Annotated in this window: 19 protein-coding genes, 1 tRNA gene and 1 pseudogene; 18 read left to right on the forward strand and 3 right to left on the reverse strand. The window is 74.1% G+C overall.

Translation table 11 applies throughout. The features are described 5' to 3' along the window. Positions 1 to 100: 100 nt before the first annotated feature. On the forward strand, positions 101 to 1351 hold the full coding sequence (locus WAB14_RS09960; RefSeq protein WP_340269453.1) for an MFS transporter: 1251 nt from the start codon (positions 101 to 103) through the stop codon (positions 1349 to 1351). Here the strand turns inward: WAB14_RS09960 and nagB are convergent. Continuing rightward, a complete protein-coding gene (nagB, locus tag WAB14_RS09965; protein ID WP_340269455.1) occupies positions 1306 to 2085 on the reverse strand; it encodes a glucosamine-6-phosphate deaminase in 780 nt (259 codons plus the stop codon). The two genes, WAB14_RS09960 and nagB, sit on opposite strands and share 46 nt — an antisense overlap. Positions 2086 to 2141: 56 nt before the next feature. On the opposite strand from nagB, the gene WAB14_RS09970 reads away from it, so the two are divergent. Continuing rightward, positions 2142 to 4847 (forward strand): family 20 glycosylhydrolase, encoded by a 2706-nt coding sequence (locus tag WAB14_RS09970; protein ID WP_340269457.1) that lies wholly within the window; start codon positions 2142 to 2144, stop codon positions 4845 to 4847. Between the two features lie 85 nt (positions 4848 to 4932). Here the strand turns inward: WAB14_RS09970 and WAB14_RS09975 are convergent, their stop codons facing one another. Beyond that, on the reverse strand, positions 4933 to 5103 hold the full coding sequence (locus WAB14_RS09975) for a hypothetical protein (protein WP_340269458.1): 171 nt from the start codon (positions 5101 to 5103) through the stop codon (positions 4933 to 4935). A gap of 25 nt (positions 5104 to 5128) precedes the next feature. Next, positions 5129 to 5201 (reverse strand) — tRNA-Phe (locus tag WAB14_RS09980). A 214-nt stretch (positions 5202 to 5415) separates the two neighbouring features. Here WAB14_RS09980 and eboE point away from each other — a divergent pair. From eboE to WAB14_RS18235, 16 genes and pseudogenes are all read left to right on the forward strand, one after another. Continuing rightward, positions 5416 to 6636: a metabolite traffic protein EboE gene (eboE, locus tag WAB14_RS09985; protein ID WP_340269460.1), complete on the forward strand. Its 1221-nt coding sequence runs from the start codon at positions 5416 to 5418 to the stop codon at positions 6634 to 6636. A gap of 12 nt (positions 6637 to 6648) precedes the next feature. Next, positions 6649 to 7437 (forward strand): SDR family NAD(P)-dependent oxidoreductase, encoded by a 789-nt coding sequence (locus WAB14_RS09990; protein ID WP_340269461.1) that lies wholly within the window; start codon positions 6649 to 6651, stop codon positions 7435 to 7437. 182 nt (positions 7438 to 7619) lie between these two features. After that, positions 7620 to 8384: a helix-turn-helix domain-containing protein gene (locus WAB14_RS09995; protein ID WP_340269462.1), complete on the forward strand. Its 765-nt coding sequence runs from the start codon at positions 7620 to 7622 to the stop codon at positions 8382 to 8384. A gap of 183 nt (positions 8385 to 8567) precedes the next feature. Then, complete coding sequence (locus WAB14_RS10000; RefSeq protein ID WP_340269463.1) at positions 8568 to 9614, forward strand: ABC transporter permease; 1047 nt, start codon at positions 8568 to 8570, stop codon at positions 9612 to 9614. A 65-nt stretch (positions 9615 to 9679) separates the two neighbouring features. Beyond that, positions 9680 to 10837 (forward strand): substrate-binding domain-containing protein, encoded by a 1158-nt coding sequence (locus WAB14_RS10005; RefSeq protein ID WP_340269465.1) that lies wholly within the window; start codon positions 9680 to 9682, stop codon positions 10835 to 10837. A gap of 100 nt (positions 10838 to 10937) precedes the next feature. Further along, positions 10938 to 13532 (forward strand): ATP-binding cassette domain-containing protein, encoded by a 2595-nt coding sequence (locus WAB14_RS10010; protein ID WP_340269467.1) that lies wholly within the window; start codon positions 10938 to 10940, stop codon positions 13530 to 13532. A 13-nt stretch (positions 13533 to 13545) separates the two neighbouring features. Next, positions 13546 to 14610, forward strand: a complete 1065-nt coding sequence (locus WAB14_RS10015; RefSeq protein ID WP_340269468.1) for a 2,3-butanediol dehydrogenase — start codon at positions 13546 to 13548, stop codon at positions 14608 to 14610. A 44-nt stretch (positions 14611 to 14654) separates the two neighbouring features. Continuing rightward, the gene (locus WAB14_RS10020) at positions 14655 to 15110 is read left to right on the forward strand and encodes a VOC family protein (protein ID WP_340269470.1); all 456 of its coding nucleotides are present in this window, start codon (positions 14655 to 14657) and stop codon (positions 15108 to 15110) included. Beyond that, positions 15107 to 16201 carry an SDR family oxidoreductase gene (locus tag WAB14_RS10025; protein WP_340269471.1) on the forward strand — a complete coding sequence of 365 codons (1095 nt, stop codon included), beginning with the start codon at positions 15107 to 15109 and terminating at the stop codon, positions 16199 to 16201. Before WAB14_RS10020 ends, WAB14_RS10025 begins: the two co-directional genes overlap by 4 nt. After that, positions 16198 to 17178 carry a zinc-dependent alcohol dehydrogenase gene (locus WAB14_RS10030; protein ID WP_340269473.1) on the forward strand — a complete coding sequence of 327 codons (981 nt, stop codon included), beginning with the start codon at positions 16198 to 16200 and terminating at the stop codon, positions 17176 to 17178. Before WAB14_RS10025 ends, WAB14_RS10030 begins: the two co-directional genes overlap by 4 nt. Beyond that, the gene (locus WAB14_RS10035; protein WP_340269475.1) at positions 17175 to 18245 is read left to right on the forward strand and encodes a zinc-dependent alcohol dehydrogenase; all 1071 of its coding nucleotides are present in this window, start codon (positions 17175 to 17177) and stop codon (positions 18243 to 18245) included. The genes WAB14_RS10030 and WAB14_RS10035 overlap by 4 nt, the downstream gene beginning before the upstream one ends. Continuing rightward, positions 18242 to 19204 (forward strand): NAD(P)-dependent oxidoreductase, encoded by a 963-nt coding sequence (locus tag WAB14_RS10040; RefSeq protein WP_340269477.1) that lies wholly within the window; start codon positions 18242 to 18244, stop codon positions 19202 to 19204. Before WAB14_RS10035 ends, WAB14_RS10040 begins: the two co-directional genes overlap by 4 nt. Before the next feature lie 2 nt (positions 19205 to 19206). Further along, positions 19207 to 20649, forward strand: coding sequence for a M24 family metallopeptidase (locus WAB14_RS10045; RefSeq protein ID WP_340269479.1), 1443 nt, complete (start codon positions 19207 to 19209; stop codon positions 20647 to 20649). Next, positions 20646 to 21710: a thiamine pyrophosphate-dependent dehydrogenase E1 component subunit alpha gene (locus WAB14_RS10050; protein WP_340269480.1), complete on the forward strand. Its 1065-nt coding sequence runs from the start codon at positions 20646 to 20648 to the stop codon at positions 21708 to 21710. Before WAB14_RS10045 ends, WAB14_RS10050 begins: the two co-directional genes overlap by 4 nt. Then, entirely contained in the window at positions 21698 to 22675 is a 978-nt protein-coding gene (locus WAB14_RS10055) for an alpha-ketoacid dehydrogenase subunit beta (protein WP_340269482.1), read from the forward strand. Before WAB14_RS10050 ends, WAB14_RS10055 begins: the two co-directional genes overlap by 13 nt. Then, a pseudogene (locus WAB14_RS18235) lies at positions 22672 to 22842 on the forward strand (E3 binding domain-containing protein); the annotation flags it as partial. The gene WAB14_RS10055 and the pseudogene WAB14_RS18235, both read left to right, overlap by 4 nt. Positions 22843 to 22865 lie beyond the last annotated feature (23 nt).

Consider the following 22865-nt stretch of genomic DNA (forward strand, 5'->3'; position numbering starts at 1 on the left):
GCCGCGTCGTCGCGGTCGTCGATGTGTACCACGACGGCCGGACGGAACGGGTGGCCGCTCGCCGGGCTCACCGTCATGCCGCGGTGTCTACCCTTCCGGGGTGACGCCCGAGGCCCCGGTCCCGCTGTGGGCGCTGCCCGGGGTCCGCCGGCTCGTCGGTGTCACCCTCGCCGGGATGGTCGGCTTCGCGGCCACCCTCGCGGCGCTGCCGTGGTGGGCGGTGCAGGGCGGGGCGAGCCTCGCGCAGGCGGGGCTGGTGACGACCGCCATGCTGACCGCCACGGTCGTCACGCAGGCGCTCGTGCCTGCTGTCGTGCGCCGTCTCGGCAACGGCCGGACGCTCGCCCTGGGCCTCGTCGCGCTCGGCGCGCCCGCGCCGCTGTACGCCCTCACCGACGACCTCCTCCCGCTGCTGGTGGTGAGTGCCGTCCGGGGGACCGGCTTCGCCGCGCTCACGGTCGTGGGGTCGACGCTCACGTGGACGCTCGCGCCCCGCGGCCGCCACGGCGAGACGGCCGGGCTGTACGGCCTCGCGGTCGGGCTCGCGTCGGTCGTCGTCGTGCCGGGTGCCGTCGCCCTCGCACAGAACGTCGCCTTCTGGCCCGTCGCGCTGGTGGCCGCCGCCCCGCTGCTGGGCGTCCGCGCGGCGCTGCGGATGGCGCGGGACGAGCGTGCCGACGCCACGGCACCGGTCGGTTCGGGTCCGCGCGGCCTGGCGCACCACGGGCGTGCCGTCACCGCCGCGCTCGTCCCGTCCGCCGTCCTGCTGGTCGTCACCCTCGCCGGTGCCGGGCTCATGACGTTCCTCCCGATCGAGCGACCCGCCGGGGTGCTCGCACCCGTGGCCCTGCTGCTGTTCGGGGCGACCACGGCGGTCGCGCGCTGGCGCGCCGGGCTCCTCGCCGACCGGCTCGGCACGCGGCTGCTCCTGCCGGCGTCGGCCGTCGTGGGGGCGCTGGGGCTCGCCGGTGTCGGCGGAGCGCTGCTGCTGGGCGACGGGTGGCGCGCCGGGGCCCTGGTCCTGGTGGCCGCGTTCGTCTGCGGGGTGGGGTACGGCGCGGTGCAGAACCTCACGCTCGTCGCGGCCTTCGCCCGCGTCGACGGCGCCGACACCCCCACGGCGAGCGCGGTGTGGAACCTCTGCTTCGACGGCGGGACCGCGCTCGGCGCGACCCTCGTCGGCGCCCTCGCCGGCGCCTCGGTCGGGTGGTCGCTCGCCGGGGCGGGCACCTCGGAGTCCGTCGGCGTGCCCGCGGCCCTCGTCGTGTGCGCGTGCCTCGTCGTGCTCGTGGCCCCGCTCGGGGCTCAGAGGCCCCAGCCGTCGGGGCGGCCCGCCCACGCCTCGCGGTAGTACCCCGCGAGCTGCAGCCGGGCGGCGGCGGCCTCGTCGACGAGGACGCTCACGTGCGGGTGCAGCTGCAGCGCCGTCGCCGGCCACAGCGCGCTGACCGCGCCCTCCACCATCTGGTGGACGGCCTCCGCCTTCGCCCGGCCGGTCGCGAGGAGGACGAGGTGGCGGGCGGCGAGGATGGTCCCGATCCCCTGCGTGAGGACGTGCCGCGGCACGGCGTCCGGGTCGTCGTCGAAGAAGCGGGCGTTGTCGTGCCGGGTCTGCGCGGTGAGGGTCTTCACGCGCGTGCGGGAGGCGAGGGAGGAGCCCGGCTCGTTGAAGGCGAGGTGACCGTCGGTGCCGATACCGAGCACCTGCAGGTCGACGCCGCCCGCGTCGGCGATCGCGGCCTCGTACGCGGCGGCCGCGGCGGGCAGGTCGTCCGCGGTGCCGTCGGGCACGTGGAGGGCGTCGGCGGGCAGGTCGAGGCGGGCGACGACCTCCCGCGTCAGGACGGAGCGGTACGACTGCGGGTGCCCGGCCGGGAGCCCGACGTACTCGTCGAGGGAGAACGCCCGCACGCGCGCGAACGACAGCCCCCGCTCGTGGCGGCGGACGAGCTCGTCGTAGAGGCCGAGGGGGCTCGAGCCGGTCGCGAGCCCGAGGACGGCGTCGGGTCGCCGGGCGAGGAGCTCCTCGACCGCGTCGGCGGCCGTCCGGGCCAGCTCCTCGGCCGGGGCGATGACGACCTGCACGCCGGTGTCCCCTCTCGTGCGCGCCGTGTGCGGGCGCGACCTGCTACAGAAGTCCTGTGACCGTACCCGTGCGCGTCCTCCGCGGTGCCGTCGTGCTGCCCGACGCCGTGCTGCCCGACGGCGTCGTCGTGGTCGACGGCGACCGGGTGGTGTGGGTCGGCGCCGCCGACGAGGCGCCCGTCGCGCTGCCGGACCCTGCCGACGTCGTCCTGCTGCCCGGGCTCGTCGACGTCCACTGCCACGGCGGGGGCGGGGTCGGGTTCCCCGACGCCGCCTCGGTGGACGACGCCCGCCGGGCGGTCGCCGAGCACACCCGTCACGGCACGACGTCGCTCGTCGCCTCGCTCGTCACCGCGCCCGCCGACCTGCTCCTCACCCAGGCGGCGATGCTCGCCGACCTCGCCGACGACGGTGAGATCGTCGGGGTGCACGCCGAGGGCCCGTTCCTGTCCGCCGCCCGGTGCGGCGCCCAGGACCCGGCGCACCTCGTGCCGGGTGACGCCGACCTCGTGCGCGCCCTGGCCGACGCCGCCCGGGGACACCTCGTGAGCATGACCGTGGCGCCGGAGGTGCCGGGCGTGCTCGACGAGGACGGTGTCGTGGACGCGCTGGTCGCGGCCGGGGCGCTCGTGTCGTTCGGTCACACGGACGCCTCGGCGGAGCTGGTGGACGACGCCGTCGCGACCGCGTTCGGGCTGTCGGGGCGACGTCCGGGTGTCACGCACCTGTTCAACGGGATGCGGCCGTGGCACCACCGCGACCCCGGCCCCGTCGCCGCGTGCCTGGCGGCAGCCGCCCGTGGGGACGCCGTCGTCGAGCTCGTCGCCGACGGGGTGCACCTCGCCGACGCGACCGTGCGGAGCGTCTTCGACCTCGTCGCCCCCGACGCCGTCGTGCTCGTGACGGACGCCATGGCCGCAGCCGGGGTGCCGGACGGGGACTACGTCCTCGGCGGGCAGGCGGTGCGCGTCGCGGACGGCGCCGCGCGGCTCGCGGCCGGCGCGCAGGCGGACGCGCTCGCCGGCGGGACCGCGCACCTGCTCGACGTCGTCCGGCAGGCCGTGACGGCAGGCGTCCCCCTCGTCGACGCCGTCCGGGCCGCGGCCACGACACCGGTTGCCCTGCTCGGTCTCGACGACGTCGGGGCGCTGGAGGCCGGGCGGCGGGCCGATGTCGTCGTGTGCTCGCCCGACCTGCGACCGCTGCACGTGCTCCGGGGCGGGGTACCGGTGCCCGGGGTCGCGGGCCGAGGCGTGCTCGACGTCGGTCTCGTCCCCCTGCCGGCGTCGGTCCTGCCGGGTGGAGGTGCGCCCGTCGTCGTCGGTGCCTCGACGCGGCTGGTCGCGACCGGCGCGGCACGGGAGGTGGCCGCCGTCGCGGCCGACCGCCTCGCGCGGACGCTCGGCTCCGTCCCGGCCGTGGTCGAGGGGCCGGCCCGGCCGGGCGACCTCGAGCTCGTCCTCTCACCGGACGCCGTCCGTGCGCTCGGCGAGCCGGCCGTCGACGTCGCGGACGAGGGCTACGACCTCGCCGTCGGCGAGGGACGCGTCGTCGTGTCCGCGCGGGCGGTCCCCGGCCTGCGCCACGGGCTCACGACGCTCGGACAGCTCCTCGCCGCCGCCCCGCCCGAGGGCGGGGGACGGGCGCTCGCGCCCGTCACCGTCACCGACGCCCCGCGGTACCCGTGGCGCGGGCTGAGCCTCGACGTCGCGCGTCACCCGCTGCCGCTGCCGGACCTGCTGCGGGTCGTCGACGTGCTCACGGACCTGCGGCTCAACGTCCTCCACCTCCACCTCACCGACGACCAGGGCTGGCGGCTCCACGTGCCCTCGCGCCCGCTGCTCACCGAGCGCTCCGGCGGGACCGCCGTCGACGGCGACCCCGGGGGCTTCCTCACGGGGGCCGACTGGGCGGCACTGGTCGCGCACGCCCGCGGGCGCGGTGTCACGGTCGTGCCGGAGGTCGACGTCCCCGGCCACACCAACGCCGCCCTCCACGCGTACGGCGAGCTGACGCCGGACGGGCAGGCACCGCCCGCCTACACGGGGACCGAGGTCGGCTTCAGCCGGCTGTGGGCGGACGTGCCGGCCACCGAGCCGTTCCTGCGGGACGTCTTCGCCGACGTCGCCCGCATGACCCCCGGCTCCCCGCTCCACATCGGCGGGGACGAGGTCCTCGCCATGGACCCCGAGGAGTACGTGCGGCTCGTGCAGATGGCCGCCGCGGCCGTCGAGGCGCAGGACCGCACCGTCGTCGCGTGGCAGGAGGCCGCAGCCGCGCCGCTGCCGCCCGGCACGGTCGTCCAGCTGTGGGACGAGCGGCAGGACACCGGCCCGCTCGTCGCGGCCGCCGAGGCCGGAGCGGAGGTGCTGCTGTCCCCGGCGAGTCGCGTGTACCTCGACATGAAGTACGACGCCGACTTCCCGCTCGGTCTCGACTGGGCCGGTCTCGTGCCCTTCCGTCGCTCGTGGGAGTGGGACCCGGACGACCTCGTGCCGGGCCTGCCGCCCGAGCACGTCGTCGGGGTCGAGGCGGCCCTGTGGTCGGAGACCACCCGCTCGCTCGACGACGTGACGACACTGCTGCTGCCACGGCTCGCCGCTGTCGCCGAGGTCGCGTGGTCGGCGCAGGCGCGCCGCGACGACGACGGGTTCGACGGCTTCGCCCACCGTGTGCGTGTGCTGGCGCGGGCGTGGGAGCGGGACGGACTGCGGTGGTACCGGGCGCCGGACGGGGTGTGGGACGGCGAGGACCCGGGGTGACGCGTCGGGCCGGTGGCGCTGAGCGCCGCGCGTGAGGGCGCTGCCGGCACGGCTACCGACCGGACGTCATCGATCATGACGGTTGTCACGAGCGGGCGGGCCGACCCCCGCCCCCGCGCGGGCGGTCCCAGTCACCGGAGGCGGGGTACCCCGCGCCGTCGACGACGGCGGCGACCAGCACGAGGGCCGGGCTGAGGAGGCCACCGCCCGCGACCGTCACCAGCCCGGTTACGGACCCGCGACCCTGGGCTTCCACAGCCTCGGTGTGGAGCCGGCGGGAGTGGCCAGAGGCGGGGTCGAACCGCCGACCTTCCGATTTTCAGTCGGACGCTCTACCAACTGAGCTATCTGGCCGTGCGCCCTGGGCGCGCGGCAACGATAGCGCAGTGGTGGCGGCGGCCTCGCCGTCGCAGGCGGAGCACGACCGTCACGGGCGGCTACCCGTATCGGGCAGTGCTGCTTGACACAAACGCTCTGCGGCTGTTCAGTAATACTGAATGCATCGCGGGGTTGCGATGACGAGGTGCCACCCCGCGCGGCTCGGCCTCCGACGACGAAGGTGGGTGCGATGCGCCTCGAGGACGGCCACGGACACCTCACGTACTCCACGCTCGTTCACCCCGGGGACGACTGGTCGCAGATGTGGCACAGCCTGACGACCCACGTCCCGGCGGTGAGGGACGCCGTGGCAGCGGCGGGCCCGTTCGGCGTGAGCCTGCGCCTCTCGGGCGCCTCGGTCGACACGCTCCGCGACGAGCCGGACGAGGTCGAGCGCCTCGCCGGCTTCCTCGCCGAGCAGCGGCTGTACCTCTTCACCGTCAACGCCTTCCCCCACGGTCCCTTCAAGGGTCGCCGTGTGATGGAGGAGGTGTACCGCCCGGACTGGAGCACCTCGACCCGCGTCGGCTACACGAAGGACATCGCCGACCTGCTGGCGCGAATCGCGCCGGCCGACGTCCGCCCGAGCATCCAGTCCGCGCCGCTGGCGTTCCGCGCAGACGTGGGTTCTGCCGAGGTCGTGCAGCGGCTCACGGACAACGTGCTCGACGTGGTCGCGCACCTCGCCGACCTCGAGCGCCGGACCGGCCGGTGCGTGACGCTCGCGCTCGAGCCGGAGCCCGCCTGCTACCTCGAGACGACCGAGGAGACGGTCCGCTGGTTCGAGGACCACGTGTACTCCCGGCAGGGCCTGACGGCGCTGGCCGCACGGGCCGGCGTCCCCGTCTCCGAGGCCACCGACCTCGTCCGCCGCCACCTCGGCGTCGTCTTCGACATCTGCCACCAGACGGTCGGCTTCGAGGACGTCCCCGAGTCCCTCGACCTGCTCGTGCGCAGCGGTGTGCCGATCCTCAAGCTCCAGGAGGCCGCGGCGCTGCGCGCACCGGAGGTCGACGCGGACGTCGTCGCCGAGCTCGAGCGCTTCACCGACACCATCTACCTGAGCCAGACGACGGAGCTCCGCGACGGCGCCACCCGGCGCTTCCTCACCCTCGCCGACGCCATCGACGCCTGGCGGGAGGACCCCGGAGGGGCGCGAGAGTGGCGCACCCACTTCCACGTGCCGGTCTTCCTCGACGACCTCGGCGCCTTCGGGACCACACGGTTCGGCATCGAGCAGGCCCTCGGCGTGCACGCCCGCACGCCGCTGTCCTCGCACCTGGAGATCGAGACGTACACGTGGGACGTCCTTCCTCCGCACCTCAAGACCGGTGACGTCGACTCGTACGTCGTCAGAGAGCTGCAGTGGGTCAGGGAGCGGCTCGCCGCCGCTTCTCCGGCCCGGACCTGAGAGGAGACACCAGTGACTGGTCGACTCGACGGCAGGACCGTCGTCGTCACGGGCGCCGGCAGCGGCATGGGGCGCGCCTTCGCCGGTGCCTTCGTCGCCGAGGGCGCCGTCGTCGGCGTCCTCGACCGCAGCGAGGACCTCGCGCGAGCCGCGTGCGACGACCTGGACCGAGAGCACCCGGGAAGGAGCGTCCCCCTGGTCGCGGACGTCCGCCGCCGGGAGGAGGTCGCAGCGGCGTTCGACCGGTTCCTCGACGCAGCAGGCGGCTTGGACGTCCTGTTCAACAACGCCGGCGTGAACCGCCCGATGCATCTCCTCGACGTCACCGAGGAGAACTGGCACCTGATCATGGACGTCAACGCCCTCGGGACCCTGATCGGCATCCAGGAAGGCGCGCGGCGGATGATCCCCAGGGGTGGCGGCAAGATCGTCAACACGTCCTCGATGGCCGGTCGCCAGGGCTTCCCCAGTTTCGCGCCGTACTGCGCGAGCAAGTTCGCGGTGAACGCGCTCACGCAGGCGGCGGCGCGCGGGCTCGCCGAGCACGACATCACCGTCAACTCCTTCTCGCCCGGCGTCGTCGACACCCCGCTGTGGACCGCGCTGGACGCCGACCTCGTCGCCATCGGCGACGCCGACGAGCCCGGCCGCGCGATGGCGGCGTTCGCGGAGGGCATCCTGAGGGGCAGGCCCGCGACCCCCGACGACATCGTCGGCACCGCGCTGTACCTCGCCTCCTCCGACAGCGACTACCTGACCGGACAGACGATCATGATCGACGGGGGCATGGTCCTGCTCTGACCGCGACCTCCGCCCTGCCCTCCCCGCCGTTCGCACCTATCCTCGACATCCTCATCACCCCAGGAGTGACCGTGGCAGCCGGACCCCGCTCGTCGGAGGCAGTGCGCGTCCCCCCGCCGCCCGAGGCCCGGGACACGGCGGCGGAGCCGGCGGGACGGCCCCCGACCGATCCGGATGCGCCGATGGCGAGCCTCGGCGCCAGGCTGCGGGCCGAGCGCACGAGGGCCGGGCTGTCCCTGCGCGAGGTCGCGCGGCAGCTCCGGGTCTCTCCCTCGTTCGTCTCCCAGCTGGAGAACGGCAAGTCCCAGCCCAGCGTCGCGACGCTGTACTCCCTGTCGCAGCTGCTCGACGTCTCCATCGACGTCCTGTTCGAGCCCGACCCCGTGCAGCCGGTGGAACCCACCCCGGCGGGGGAGCCCGCCGAGCCCGAGGGCGCCGGCGCGGACAGCGCGAAGGCGTCCCGGGACCCCGCCCCCTCGGTCGCCGCGGTCCTGCGGCGGTCGAGCGCGGCAGCCGCCCGCCGGGCTCCGCGGACGCCGTCGGACGACGGCGACCGTCTCGACGACGAGGTCGGCGAGCAGTGGTTCGGTCGGCCGTCCGGAGCGCGCTGGTCCGTGACGTCGCCGGGCCGGCGACCACGGCTCGTCATGGACTCCGGGGTCATCTGGGAGCAGCTGGCCCGCACGACGGACCACACGTTCGACTTCCTCGAGATCGAGTACCCGCCGGGCGCGAGCTCCACGACCGACGAGCGCATGCTGCGGCACCTCGGCTTCGAGTACGGCTACCTGCTCGAGGGGGAGCTGCAGGTCACCGCCGGCTTCGACGTCTTCGTGCTGAGGGCCGGTGACGCCCTCGGCCTCGACTCGTCGCTGCCCCACCTGTTCACCAACACGGGCAGCGTCCCGGCGCGCGGCATCTGGTTCGTCCACCACCAGCACCACTGACCACGTCGTCGCAGCAGCGCCCCCGGCACCCGGCGCTCACGGGGCCACCGGTCGGACGTCGATGTCCGGTCTCACTTCGTGCGTACACCAGTTGTGAACACCTGATTAGGCTTGTACAGTCCTGCCGAACAGCGAGACAGGGTGCCGACGGAGGCGCCCGCTCAGTGCCACGAGGAGGTGGACGTGAGCGCTCCCGCTCAGACCCGCGATCCCGAGAACGCGTCCGGCGCGCGCCGGCCGCGCTGGCCGTCGGTCTCCCGCGGGCTCGCGACGATCAGCGTCGCCCTCGTCGCCCTCCTCGTCGTGAGCGCCGTCGTGGCCCCGTCGAGCGTGAGCCGCGGGGCCCTCCTCGGCATGCTCCCCTTCGCCGCGGTGCTCGCCGTCGTCGCCCTCGGTCAGACGCTGGTCGTCCAGCAGGGGGGCTTCGACCTGTCGGTCCCCGGCGCGGTGTCCCTCGCCGTCGTCGTCGTCACGCACCAGCCGAACGGCGACGACTCGCGCCTCCCCCTCGCCATCCTCACCGCCCTCGGCTTCGCGATCGCGGCCGGGCTGGTCAACGGGTTCCTCGTGAGCCGCCTGCGGCTCAACCCCATCGTCGCCACGCTCGGCATGAGCGCGCTGCTGTACGCCGTGGTCCTCGCGATCAGCTCCGGTGCCCCCCGCCGGACCACCGACCTGCTGGCGGACCTCACCGGCGGCATCACCGCGGGCGTCCCCCACGCGGTCCTCATCGCCGTCGTCGTCGTCGCCGTCACGACGACGGCCATGAAGTCGACGGTCGCCGGCCGCGAGTTCGAGGCGGTGGGCGCCAGCGCCCCCGCGGCGCACGCGACGGGCCTGCCGGTCGTGCGTCGACGGGCCTCGGCGTACCTGTGGGCGCAGGTCCTGTACTGCATCGCCGGGATCATGCTCGCCGGCATCGTCGCCCAGCCCACCGCCTTCCAGGGCGACGCGTACCTGTTGCCGTCCGTGGCCGCGGTCGTCCTCGGCGGGACGTCGCTGCTCGGCGGCCGGGGCTACCTCGTCGCGACGGCGGTCGCCGCGCTGTTCCTCAGCCAGCTGCAGCAGTTCGTCCTCGCGCTCGGTGTCAGCTTCGCGATCCGCACCATCGTCGAGGCCGCGGCCCTGGGCCTCGGGGTGGCCCTGTTCACCGTCGACTGGACATCGGTCCGCCGGCGGCTCTCCTCCCTCCTGCCCGCCCGGTCCGGCGCACCCGCGACCGGCCCCTGACCCTCACCTCCCACCCGTCCCGGCGACGACGCCGGGGCGTCAGCACCACAGAGAGGACCCAACCCATGACCCGCGCACTCCCACACCTCCGGGCGCTCGCCGCGCTCGGAGCCGCAGGCCTGCTGCTGGCGGCCTGCGGTGGTTCCGACGACGGCGACGCCGTGGCCACCGACGCGGCCCCCGCGGCCGGCGCCGACAGCACGGACGAGCCCGCGGGCGACGGCGACACGGCTGCCTCCGGGGACGTCCCCGCCTGGTGCGGTCCCGAGGAGATCACCCTCGGGTTCACCGACGGCTTCGGTGGCAACAGCTGGCGCCTCGTCACGACCGAGTCCGGCCGGGACGAGGCCGCCAAGTGCCCGAGCGTCACCGAGTTCCTCTACGCCGACGGGCAGGGCGACACCCAGAAGGCCATCTCCGACATCCAGGGCATGGTCGCGCAGGGCGTCGACGCCCTCGTCGTCTTCCCCGACGCCGGCGAGGCGATGCTCCCCGCGCTGCGCAGCGCGTTCGAGGCCGGCGTGGTCACCGTCCCCTACCGCGTCGACCCCGGCGGCGAGGACGGCGTCGACTACACGGCGTTCATCGCCCTCGACAACGAGAACGACGGGCAGAACTACGCAGCGGGCATCCAGGAGCTGCTGCCCGACGGCGGGAACGTGCTGTTCCTCGGCGGCCCCGCCGGCAACAGCCAGAGCACCCAGGCGGCCGAGGCCATGCAGGCCGCGCTCGACCCCGAGCTCTACACCTTCATCGGCGAGCAGCCGTTCGAGGTGACGAACTGGGACCCGGCCCTCGCGCAGCAGGTCCTCACCGCGGCCATCGCCCGCTACGACGACATCGACGTCATCGTGTCCGACTTCGGCCCCTCGCTCGTCGGCGCGCTGCCGGAGTTCGAGAACGCCGGCCGCACGATCCCGCCGCTCGTCACCTCCGACGGCAACGTCCTCGGCTGCTTCTGGGAGGAGAACCAGGAGGCCAACGAGGGCTTCGAGCTGTTCACCATCGCCACCGGCAACGACCACGTCCGCACCGCCATGCAGTACGCCATCGCCCAGGCGACCGGCGGCGAGGTGCCGGAGAGCACGGCCCACCAGCACGCGCTGTTCGAGAACTCCGTCACCGGTGACCCGAACGAGGTGCAGTGCGAGCCCGACCTGCCCGGCGACATCTACCTGTCCGCCGAGCTGCCCGCCGAGGAGCAGGCGGCGCTCCTCGAGTGATGCGACCCCCGTGCCGGAGGGGTCCCCCGCCCTCCGGCACGGGGCCCCACCCGTCCCTGCCGCCCGAACCCCAGCCCCGCCCGCACGAGAGGAGCACGTCGTGGTGCCAGAACAGGCCCCGGCCGCCCCCCGGACCACCGGAGGGGCCGCGACGGTGCCCGGTCCGGTGACCGACCTGCGAGCCGACGGTGCGCACGACACCGCCGGGGCCCGCGTGCCGGTCCTCCGCCTGACAGACATCCACAAGCGCTTCGGCGGTGTGGTCGCCCTCGGTGGGGTCTCGCTGGATGTCCTGCCCGGCGAGGTGCACGCCCTCCTGGGCGAGAACGGCGCCGGCAAGTCGACGCTCATGGGCGTCGCCTCGGGGACGCTGCGCCCGGACGAGGGCACCATCGTGGTCGGCGGTCAGGACGTCGAGCACCTCACGCCGGTGACGGCGGGTCAGCTCGGCATCGCCATCGTCCACCAGCACCCCGCGGTCCTGCCCGACCTCACCGTCGCCGAGAACCTGCGCGTCGCCCTGGGGCGGGCCCGCCTGCGGGAGGAGGGCGCCGAGCCGCGTCGCACCATGCGGGCCCTGCTCGACGACGTGGGCTGCGAGGCGCACCTCGACGACCGCGTCGGCAACCTCACCGTCGCGCAGAAGCACCTGCTCGAGCTCGCGAAGGCGCTCGCCCAGCGCCCGCGCGTCCTCATCCTCGACGAGCCGACGGCGCCGCTCGGCAGCGACAGCGTCGACCTCCTCTTCGACAGGGTGCGCGCCGCGGCCGCCACCGGGACCGCCGTCGTCTACATCACCCACCGGCTCGCCGAGGTCCGTCTGCTCGCCGACCGGGTCACGGTCCTCCGCGACGGCAGGCTGCGGGGGACGGCCGCGACCGTCGACGTGTCCGACGACGAGCTCCTCGCCCTCATCGTCGGTCGCACGCTCGAGTCGACCTTCCCGCCCAAGCGGCCGGACGCCGCCGACGCCCCGCTCGTCCTCGAGGTCGACGGCCTCACCGGCGAGGGGTTCACCGACGTCTCGCTCCAGGTGCGCCGGGGACAGGTGCTCGGGATCGCCGGCGTGGTCGGGAACGGGCAGTCCGAGCTGTTGCGCGCGCTCGCCGGCCTGGCCGCGTCGCACGGCGCCGTGCGGCTGGGAGACGAAGCGCGCCACGGGCGCCAGCTGCTCCGCGACGCCTCGTACCTCCCGGCGGACCGGCACCGCGAGGGGCTCATGATGTCGATGTCCGTCCGGGAGAACGCCGCGGTCGCCGCGTTGCGCCGGTTCACCCGCGGGCCGTTCCTGTCCCGGCGGCGCGAGCTCGACGCCGTCAGCGGGGAGATGCGCGCCCTGGCGGTCAAGGCACCGCACCCGGACACGCCCGTCACCAGCCTGTCCGGCGGCAACCAGCAGAAGGTCGTGCTCGCCCGCGCCCTGCTCGCGGAGCCGCGCCTCGTCCTGGCCGACGAGCCGACTCAGGGCGTCGACGTCGGAGCCCGCGCGGAGATCTACTCGATCCTGCGTCGGGTCGCCGACCAGGGGGTCCCCGTCGTCGTCGCCTCCTCCGACGCGAAGGAGCTCGAGGGCCTCTGCGACGTCGTCGTCGTGATGTCCCGCGGTCACGTCGTCGAACGGCTCGAGGGTGAGGAGCTCACCGAGGAGCGCATGGTCCGCGCCGCGGTCGAGTCGACGACCCACCGTCGGACCACCGACGTCGAGCGTCCCGCGACGGCGACCCGCACCGCCGGCATCCGCCGGGCACTCGAGGGGGACTACGCGCCGGTCGTCGCCCTCGCCGTCGTGATCCTCGGGCTCGGGGCGTTCATCCTCAGCCAGAACGACCGGTACCTGCTGCCGTTCAACGTGACGTCGGTCCTCATGCTCGTGACGGCGCTCGGCTTCATCTCCCTCGGTCAGACCGTCGCCCTGCTCACCGGTGGGATCGACCTCTCGGTCGGTCCGTTGGCCGGCTTCCTCGTCGTGGTCGCGTCGTTCTTCGTCAACGACGGCGCCGCCCTACCGGTGCTGCTGGCCGGCTTCCTGCTCATGCTCGTCGCGGCGGGCGCCACCGGCGCCGTCAACGGCTCCCTCGTCCGGTTCGCGCACTTCACACCGGTCGCCGCGACGCTCGTCGCGTACATCGCGCTCCAGGGGCTCAGCTTCACCCTGCGTGCCTCGCCGGGCGGCATCATCAGCCGACAGGTGACGGACGCCCTGCTCACGACCGTCGGGCCGATCCCGGTCGTCTTCGTCGTCCTCGTCGCCGTGACGCTCGTCCTCGAGCGGCTGCTGCGCGCCAGCGGCTGGGGGCTGCGCCTGCGAGCGGTCGGCTCCCACGAGGAGGCGGCGCGGCGCCTCGGGGTCAAGGTCAACCCCACGGTGGTCGCCGCGTACGTCCTCGTCTCGGTGCTCGTCTTCTGCGGCGCGGTGCTCCTGCTCGCCCAGCTCGGGATCGGGGACCCCGCCCAGGGCGTCGGCTACACCCTCACGAGCATCACGGCCGTCGTCCTCGGCGGCACGAGCCTGCTCGGTGGCCGCGGCACGTTCGTCGGGACGCTGCTCGGGGCCTTCCTCGTCGTCCAGCTGCTCAACGCCACCACGTTCCTCGGTCTCGACCAGGAGTGGCAGTACCTGTTCCAGGGCGCGCTCATCGTCGTCGCCGCCGTCGTCTACAGCCGGCTGCGCGGGACCCGCGCGGCCGGCGTCTGAGAGGAGCCCCCTCATGCGAGCCGCACGCTTCCACGGTCAGGGCGACATCCGCGTCGAGGAGGTGCCCGAGCCCCGCGTCGCCGCCCCGGACGACGTCCTCCTCCGTGTCCACTGGTGCGGGATCTGCGGGACCGACCTCCACGAGTACGCGGTGGGACCGATCGTGACGCCCACGAGCCCCCACCCCCTCACCGGGGCCGTGCTGCCGCAGACGCTCGGACACGAGTTCTCCGCGACGGTCGTGGAGGTCGGCGCCGACGTCCGCGACGTCAGCCCGGGCGACCGCGTGTCGGTGATGCCCGCCATCGTGTGCGGGCGCTGCCGGTACTGCCGCCGCGGCTACGGGCACCTGTGCGAGCGCTTCGCGTGCACGGGGCTGAGCGCCGAGACCGGCGGGCTCGCCGAGCACGCCGTCGTCAAGGACTACCAGGTCGCCCGTGTGCCGGACGAGGTGTCGGACATCGAGGCTGCGGTGGTCGAGCCGGCAGCAGTCGCCGCCTACGGCGTGGACCGGGCCGGTGTCACCGGGGGCGACACGGTGCTCGTCACCGGCGCCGGACCCATCGGCGTCCTGTCGGCGATGTACGCCTCCGCCGTCGGCGCGGGGCTCGTCGTGGTGGCCGAGCCGAACCCGGCCCGGGCCCAGCTCGCGCGGGACCTGCAGCTGGGAGAGGTCGTCGACCCGACGGCCGACGGCTTCGACGAGGTCGTCAGCGACCTCACCGACGGCGCCGGCTTCGACGTCGGCGTCGAGTGCTCCGGGACCACCCCCGGCCTGCAGACGTGCCTGACGAACGTCTCCCGGCGCAGCACCGTCGTGCAGACGGGCCTGCACACCAGGCCCGCGACGATCGACGCGATGGCGCTCGCGGAGAACGAGGTCACCCTCGTCGGCTCCTGGTGCTACCGGCTCACGGACTGGCCGCGCATCATCCGGCTCATCGCCAAGGGCTCCTACCCCGTCGCCCGCGCCGTCACGGCGCAGATCGACCTCGCCGACGTCGTGACCGCCGGCTTCGACCGGCTCGTCGACCCCACCGGGGACCAGCTGAAGGTCCTCGTCAGCGCCGCGCGCTGAGCCCGCCGCGCCGAGCCCACCAGCCACAGAAGGAGAGGACAGCCATGGCCGCCATCGGCACGTTGCACCACGTCGGCATCACCGTGAAGGACCTCGAGGCCTCCCTCGCCTGGTACTCGGACGTCCTAGGCGTCGAGCCCGAGTGGATCGCCGAGGGCTCCGGGGAGGAGCTCGGCCGCGCGGTCGGGGTCCCCGACGCCCGCCTCCGCTTCGCCATGCTCCGCCTCGGCAACGCCGTCGTCGAGCTGCTCTGCTACGACAACGGGCGGGACGAGACCTTCACCCGCTCGAACGCCGACGTCGGCTCCGCGCACGTCTGCATCGACGTCCCCGACATCCGAGCCGCCTACGAGGACCTGCAGGCGAAGGGCGTGCAGTTCCTCGCGCCGCCGCTCGACATCACCGACGGGCCCCTCGCCGGGTGCGCCTTCGCCTACTTCCGGGACCCGGACGGCGTCACGCTGGAAATCTTCCAGCACGAGACGGGGGCCGCCGCGTGAGCGCCCGCCGCGCCCTCGTCGTCGGCGCCTCCGGCATCACCGGCGGCAACACCGCCGAGTACCTGCTCGACCAGGGCTGGGAGGTGCTGGGCGTCAGCCGACGCCCACCGGGTCGGGCCCAGGGCATGACCCACGTGCCCGTCGACGTCCTCGACGCCGAGGCGACCGCCGACGCCCTCGGCGGGCTCGGGGTCACCCACGTCTTCTTCTGCACGTGGTCGCGGCAGCCCACCGAGGCTCAGAACATCACCGTCAACAGCGCGATGCTCCGCAACGTGCTGGAGGCGGTCGGCCCGGCGGGCACCGTGCAGCACGCCGCGCTCGTCACCGGGCTCAAGCACTACCTCGGTCCGTTCGAGGCGTACGCGCAGGAGCCGGCCAAGCCGCCGTTCCGGGAGAGCCAGCCGCGCCTGCCCGTCGCCAACTTCTACTACGACCAGGAGGACGTGCTGTGGGACGCGGCGTCCCGCCACGGCTTCTCGTGGTCGGTCCACCGCCCGCACACCGTCATCGGCTACGCCGTCGGCAACGCGATGAACATGGCGGTGACCCTCGGCGTGTACGGGACCCTCTGTCGCGAGACGGGCGAGCCCTTCGTCTTCCCCGGCTCCCACGAGCAGTACACGTCGACCACCGACATCACCGACGCCCGGCTGCTCGCCCGGCACCTGGCGTGGGCCGCGACGAGCCCGAGCGCCGCGAACGAGGCCTTCAACATCACCAACGGCGACACGTTCCGCTGGGAGGAGATGTGGACGGTTGTCGCCGCCGGACTCGGCGTCGAGCCGGCCCCGTACCCCGGCCACCCCACGCCCCTCGAGGGCCGCATGGACCACGCGGCGTCCCTGTGGCGCGACATCGCCGCGCGCGAGGGCCTCGTGGAGCCCGACGTCGACCGGCTCGTGTCGTGGTGGCACACCGACAGCGACCTCGGTCGACAGGTCGAGACGTGGGCCGACATGACGAAGAGCCGCGAGGCCGGCTTCACCGACGCCCAGGACAGCAGCCGCTCGTTCCTCGACGTCTTCGACCGCCTCCGCGCCGAGGACGTCCTGCCGACTGTCCCCGACACCGCGAGGAGCACGACATGAAGGCCCTGCAGTTCGCCGACAAGGACCGGATCGTCCTGGCCGAGACCGAGCCGCCGGCCATCGGCGACGACGAGGTCCTCGTCGCGCTGCGCTCGGTCGGCATCTGCCACTCCGACTTCGAGCTCCTGCACGGGCGCTACATCATCCCCTTCTCCTACCCGCTGATCCCCGGTCACGAGTGGTCCGGGGCGGTCGCGGAGGTCGGCAAGGACGTGACGTCCTTCCGACCCGGCGACCGGGTCCTCGGGGAGTGCGTGATCGGCCAGGAGCACTTCGGCTTCTCCATCTCCGGGGCCGCCGCGGAGTACTTCGTCGCCCGGCCCGAGTGGCTGCACCACGTGCCCGACGAGCTCGACGACACCCAGGCCGCCCTCGTCGAGCCGTTCAGCTGCGCGTACTTCGCCTCCACCCGCGCCGACAACATCGACGGCAGCGACACCGCCGTCGTCTTCGGCGCCGGACCGATCGGGCTCAGTGCGGTCGCCGTCGCGAACGCGCTCGGAGCCCGGGTCATCTGCGCGGAACCTGACGCCCGACGCGGTGACGTCGCCCGCACCCTGGGTGCGGACGAGGTCCTCGACCCGACCGCCGAGGGCTTCGTCGACCTCGTCCACGAGTCGACCGGCGGCCGCGGCGCCGACGTGGTCTTCGAGGCCTCGGGCCATCCGGCGGCGATGGCCGCCGCACTGGAGGTCGCCGGTTTCGACGCGCGCCTGGTCAACATCGGCATCGACGTGGGTGCCGAGGTGCCCGCGCAGCTCGGGCTCGTGCAGTCCAAGCAGCTGCAGCTGCGCGGCACGATCGGCTCGCCAGGGGTGTGGCCGCAGACGCTGCGCTTCCTCGCGCGCACCGGCATCGACATGTCGCCGATCGTCACGAGCCGCTTCCCGCTGGAGCGCGCACCGGAGGCGTACGAGGCCGCAGCCCGTACCGACGAGAACGTCAAGGTCCACATCGAGTCGGGGGCCGGCGCATGAGGGCCCTCGTGCTCCACGCGGCCGGCGACGCCCGCGTGGAGGAGCGGTCGGCGCCGTCGGCGCCGGGTGAGGGACAGGCGCTCGTGCGGGTCGTGCGCGCCGGGCTGTGCGGGACCGACGCCTCGGAGTTCACCGCGGGCCCGGTCATGACACCGCTCCGGACGCGTCACCCGGCCTCCGGCGTCCTCGGCCCGGTGGTCCTCGGGCACGAGTTCGTCGGCGTCGTGGAGGCGCTCGGTGCGGGCGAGCACGAGGTGACCGTCGGCGACCGCGTCGTCGCGGGGGCCGGGGCGTGGTGCGGCTCGTGCGAGTGGTGCCGAGAGGGCCGGACGAACCTGTGCCGCTCGTACTGGACGGCCGGGCTGTCCGCGGACGGCGGGCTCGCCGAGCACGTCCTGCTGCCCGCCGCCATGCTCCGGCGGGTCCCGGACGCCGTCGACGACGACAACGCCGCCCTCGCGCAACCGCTGGCGGTCGGACTGCACGGGGTCCGGCGCGCGGGTGTCGCCGCGGGCGACGTCGTCGTCGTCAACGGGGCCGGCGCCATCGGCTCGTTCATCGTCGCAGGGGTCGCGGCCGCGGGCGCCCGCGCCGTCGTCGCCCTCGACGTCGACACCGAGCGGCTGCGGGTCGCGCGGGAGATGGGCGCCACGCACACCGTCGACGTCCGCTCGGAGGACGCGTCCGCGGTCGTGTCCGAGCTGACCGGCGGCGACCTCGCCGACGTCACGGTCGAGGCCAGCGGCGTCCCCGAGGGCATGTCGACCGTCCAGCGCCTCACCCGTCGCGGCGGCCGCATCCTCCTCGTCGGCCTTCCCAAGAAGCCGGTGTCCTTCGAGGCGGTCGACCTCATCCTCCGCGAGATCGACGTGGTGACGACCGTCGCGCACGTGTGCGACGACGACATCCCCGCGGCGCTCGCGCTGCTCGCCGAACGCGACCTCGCCGCCTTCCTCGTGGAGCGGGTCGTCCCGCTCCACGACGCCGTCGACGGCGCCCTGCGCCGCCTGGCGGAGGGGCGGGCCCGCGGCAAGCTGCTCGTCGACACGACGGCGGTGAGCCCGTGAGCACCGCGTCGACCGCCTCCACCGCCTCCGTGCCGGTCGCCGTCTGCGGCCTCGGCCGGATGGGCTCGCGCATGGCGGCGCGTCTCGCCGCGGCCGGGCACCCGACCGCGGTGTGGAACCGCTCGCCGGGTCCGGCCGAGCAGCTCGCGGGCAGCCACGACGTGCGCGTGGCAGCGACACCCGCCGCGGCCGCCGACGGCGCCGACGTCGTCCTCACGATGCTCACCGACGGACCGGCGCTCCTCGCCGTGCTCGACGGTCCCGACGGCGTCCTCGCCGGAGCCGGGTCGGGGACGGTCGTCGTCGACTGCTCGACGACCGGCCGGGAGCACGCCCTCGAGGCCGCGCAGCGGTGCCGGGCGGCCGGCGTCGACATGCTCGACAGCCCCGTCAGCGGGAGCACCGCCGTCGCCGAGGCCGGGCGGCTCGGCCTCATGGTGGGCGGCGACGCCGACGTGCTCGAGCGTGCACGCCCGGTGCTCGACGCCGTCGCCGCCACCGTCGTCCACGTCGGGGCGCAGGGGTCCGGGGCGTCCGCGAAGGTCGCCGTCAACGCGCTGCTCCACACCTTCAGCACCGCGCTCGCCGAGACCCTTGTCACCGCCGAGGCCGGCGGGGTCGCCCGCGACCGCCTGCTCGACGTGCTCGCGGCCGGGGTCCTCGCCAACACCTTCCTCGCCTACAAGCGGGAGGCGTTCCTCGCCCCGGACACCGCCCCCGTCGCCTTCGACCTGCGGACCGCGACGAAGGACCTCGCGCTCGCGGACGCGGCGACCGAGGAGGCGGGACTGCGGTCGTCCCTCGTCCGCCGCGCCCATGAGCTGCACACCCGCGCGCTCGCCGACGGGCTCGGCGACCGCGACATGGTCGCGATGAGCACGTGGTTCGCCTCGCGCGTCCGCACCGATGCCCCCACTCCACAGGAGACCGCGGTCTCCGCCACGTCCGAAGGGACCTGATCATGGGCACGCACACGTACGGCACGATGGCCGTCGACTGGGAGCAGCGGATCGACCTCGACCGCCTCCGCGAGGAACGGCTCGCCCGCCTGCGCGCCGAGCTCGAGCGGTCGTCGCTCGGGGCGCTGCTCGCCTTCGACTTCACGAACATCCGCTACATGACGTCCACCCACATCGGCACGTGGGCGGTCGACAAGCTGATCCGCTTCTCGCTGCTCGTGAGGGGCGCCGACCCCGTCGTGTGGGACTTCGGTTCCGCCGCCCGGCACCACCAGCTGTACAACCCGTGGCTGTCCTCGTCCGGGGCGGTCTCGGAGGACGGCCACGCGCCCCACCACGACGCGAGCCCCGGCCGTGCCCGCGCCGGAATCTCGACGCTGCGCGGCGCGTTCCACCCGGACGCGGGCATCGCCGCGGATGTCGCGACCAAGGTGCGGACCGAGCTGGAGCGGCACGGCGTGCTCGGTGAGCCGGTCGGCGTCGACGTCGTGGAGATGCCGGTCCTCATGGCCCTGCAGGCCGCCGGAGTCGAGGTCGTCGACGGCCAGCAGGTGTTCCTCGAGGCGCGACGCATCAAGACCCACGACGAGGTCCGCCTCCTCACGCAGGCCGCCTCGATGGTCGACGCAGCCTACGAGGACCTCTACGACTTCCTCCGGCCCGGCGTGCGCGAGAACGAGTGCGTGGGTCTGGTCAACAAGACCCTCTACGACCTCGGCTCGGAGCACGTCGAGGGCGTCAACGCGATCTCCGGCGAACGCTGCGCACCGCACCCGCACGTGTACTCGGACCGGATCGTCCGACCCGGCGACCCGGCGTTCTTCGACATCCTCCACAGCTACATGGGCTACCGGACCTGCTACTACCGGACCTTCGCCGTCGGGAGCGCCTCCGTCGCGATGAAGGACGCCTACACCCGCTGCCGGGAGTACATGGACCAGGCCATCGCGCTCGTGCGACCCGGTGCGACGACGGCCGACATCGTGTCGGTGTGGCCGACGGCGCAGGAGTTCGGCTTCGCGGACGAGGAGGCGGCGTTCGCACTGCAGTACGGGCACGGAGTGGGCCTGTCCATCTGGGAGAAACCGATCTTCAGTCGGCTCGTCAGCCTCGACCACCCGGAGGTCATCGAGGAGGGCATGGTCTTCGCGCTGGAGACGTACTGGCCGGCGGCGGACGGCTGGTCGGCGGCGCGGATCGAGGAGGAGCTCGTCGTCACCGCGGACGGGTGCGAGGTCATCACGAAGTTCCCCGCCGAGGAGCTCCTCGTCGCCGGGCGCCGCTACTGGAGCGTCGACGGGCCGCTCGCCGCGACCCGCGACGCCCAGTCGCACCTCAACACGGTCGCGGGCCGGGGCGGGACGGCGGCGCCGGTCGCCGACGTACGGGCCACGGCCACCGCAGGCTCTCTCGTCGGCTCCACGAGCACGGGGGCCGAGGCATGAGGGTCCCGCTCGAGGAGCACCGCTACGGCGACCACCCCGTCGTCCTCCCCCCGGAGGACCCGACGGCGCTGGACGGGGCGGACGTCAGCCGCGAGACGCGCCTGCGGCTGTACCGGCTGCTGCAGGAGCTCCGCCAGTTCGAGAAGCGCGCGTACGACCTGTTCATGCAGGGCCTCGTCAAGGGCACGTCGCACCTGTCGCTCGGCATGGAGGCCGTCGCCGCCGGCTTCGGCGCCGCGATGCGCGAGGACGACTACACCTTCGCGACCTACCGCGGGCACGCCCACACCCTCGCGCGCGGCGTCCCGATGGAGCCGGTGCTCGCCGAGCTGCTCGGCCGGGCCAACGGCCTGATGTCCGGCAAGGGCGGCTCCATGCACCTCACGAGCGTCGAGCACGGCGTCATGGGCTCCTACGCGATCATCGGCGCGCACCTCACGATCGCGAACGGCGCGGCGTGGTCCGCGCAGTACCGCGGCAGCGGCCAGGTCGCGGTCTGCTTCTTCGGCGACGGCACGACGAACATCGGGGCGTTCCACGAGGCCCTCAACTACGCCGCCGTCTTCGCCCTGCCGGTCGTCTTCGTCTGCGAGAACAACCTCTACATGGAGTACACGGCCATCCGCGACATCACCGCGGTCGAGCGTCCCGCCGCGGACCGCGCCTCCGCGTACGGGCTGGAACCCGTCGCGGTCGACGGCAACGACGCCGACGCCTGCTACCTCGCCGCGACCGACGCCCTCGAGCACGCCCGGTCCGGGAAGGGCCCCGTCCTCGTCGAGGCGCTCACCTACCGTCACGGCGGGCACTCCCGGGCCGATCCCGGCAAGTACAAGCCGCCGGGCGAGCTCGAGGCGTGGCTCGCCTACGACCCCCTGACGGTGTACCGGGGCCGCCTCGAACGGCTCGGGGTCGCAACGGAGGACATCGAGCCCATCGACCGGGAGGTCGCCGCCGCGGTCGACACCGCCACCGAGGCCGCGAAGGCCGGCCCCCTGCCGGACCCGGGCTCCGCCTTCACCGACGTGTACGCCGACGGAGGCCACTCATGGCGCAACTGAGCTACCGGGAGGCCGTCGCGCGCGGCATCGCCCAGGAGATGGCGCGCGACGAGCGCGTCGTCCTCATCGGCGAGGACGTCGCCGGAGCCGGCGGCGTCTTCAAGACGACCGGCGGTCTGCTCGACCGGTTCGGGCCCCGCCGCGTCATCGACACCCCGATCGCCGAGCAGGCGATCCTCGGAGCCGCGATGGGTGCGGCGATGACGGGCCTGCGGCCGGTCGCCGAGATCATGTTCTCGGACTTCTTCGCCGTCTGCTGGGACCTCGTCGTCAACGAGATGGCGAAGACCCGGTACATGACGGACGGGCAGGTCACCCTCCCCCTCGTCGTGAAGAGCGGCAACGGTGGCGGCCTGCGCTTCGGCGCCCAGCACTCGCAGTCCATCGAGAACTGGGCGATGGCCGTCCCCGGCCTCAAGGTCGTCACGCCGTCCACTCCCGAGGACGTCGTCGGCCTCATGGCCGCCGCGGTCCGCAGCGACGACCCCGTCCTGTTCTTCGAGCACAAGGGCCTCTACTCGAGCAAGGCGGACGTCCCCGAGGGCGAGATCGTCGACGAGCTCGGTACCGCGAAGGTCCGGCGTCCCGGCCGCGACGCCACCGTGCTCGCGCTCGGGCTCATGGTGCCGCGGGCGCTCGCCGCGGCGGAGGCGCTCGCGGCGCGCGGCATCGACGTCGAGGTCGTCGACGTCCGCTCCCTCGTCCCCCTCGACACCGCGACGATCCTCGCCTCCGTCGGGCGCACGGGTCGGCTGTTCACGGTCGAGGAGAACCCGCGGCTGCTCGGCTGGGGTGCGGAGATCGTGTCCATCGTCGGGGAGGAGGCGTTCTGGGACCTCGACGGGCCGATCGTCCGCATCACCACCCCGCACGTGCCGCTGCCGTCCGCGGACTCCCTCGAGGACCTCGTCCTGCCGTCGGCGGAGCGGATCGAGCAGGAGATCGCGAAGGCGCTGGGCGAGTGAGCACCGCGACCGCGCCGCCGCCCGCCCGAACGGCGCGAGGTGGCCCCGGGCCGGGCGGACGTCCCTGGCGGCACCGGGACAGCCCCCGGGTCCGCCGTCTGGCCCGGGAGCACGGGGTCGACCTGTCGCAGCTGCAGCCCTCGGGACGAGGTGGTCGGGCGAGCGCCGACGACGTCCTGGCCGTCGCGCG

This window comes from Aquipuribacter nitratireducens (assembly GCF_037860835.1).
Lineage (GTDB): Bacteria > Actinomycetota > Actinomycetes > Actinomycetales > JBBAYJ01 > Aquipuribacter > Aquipuribacter nitratireducens.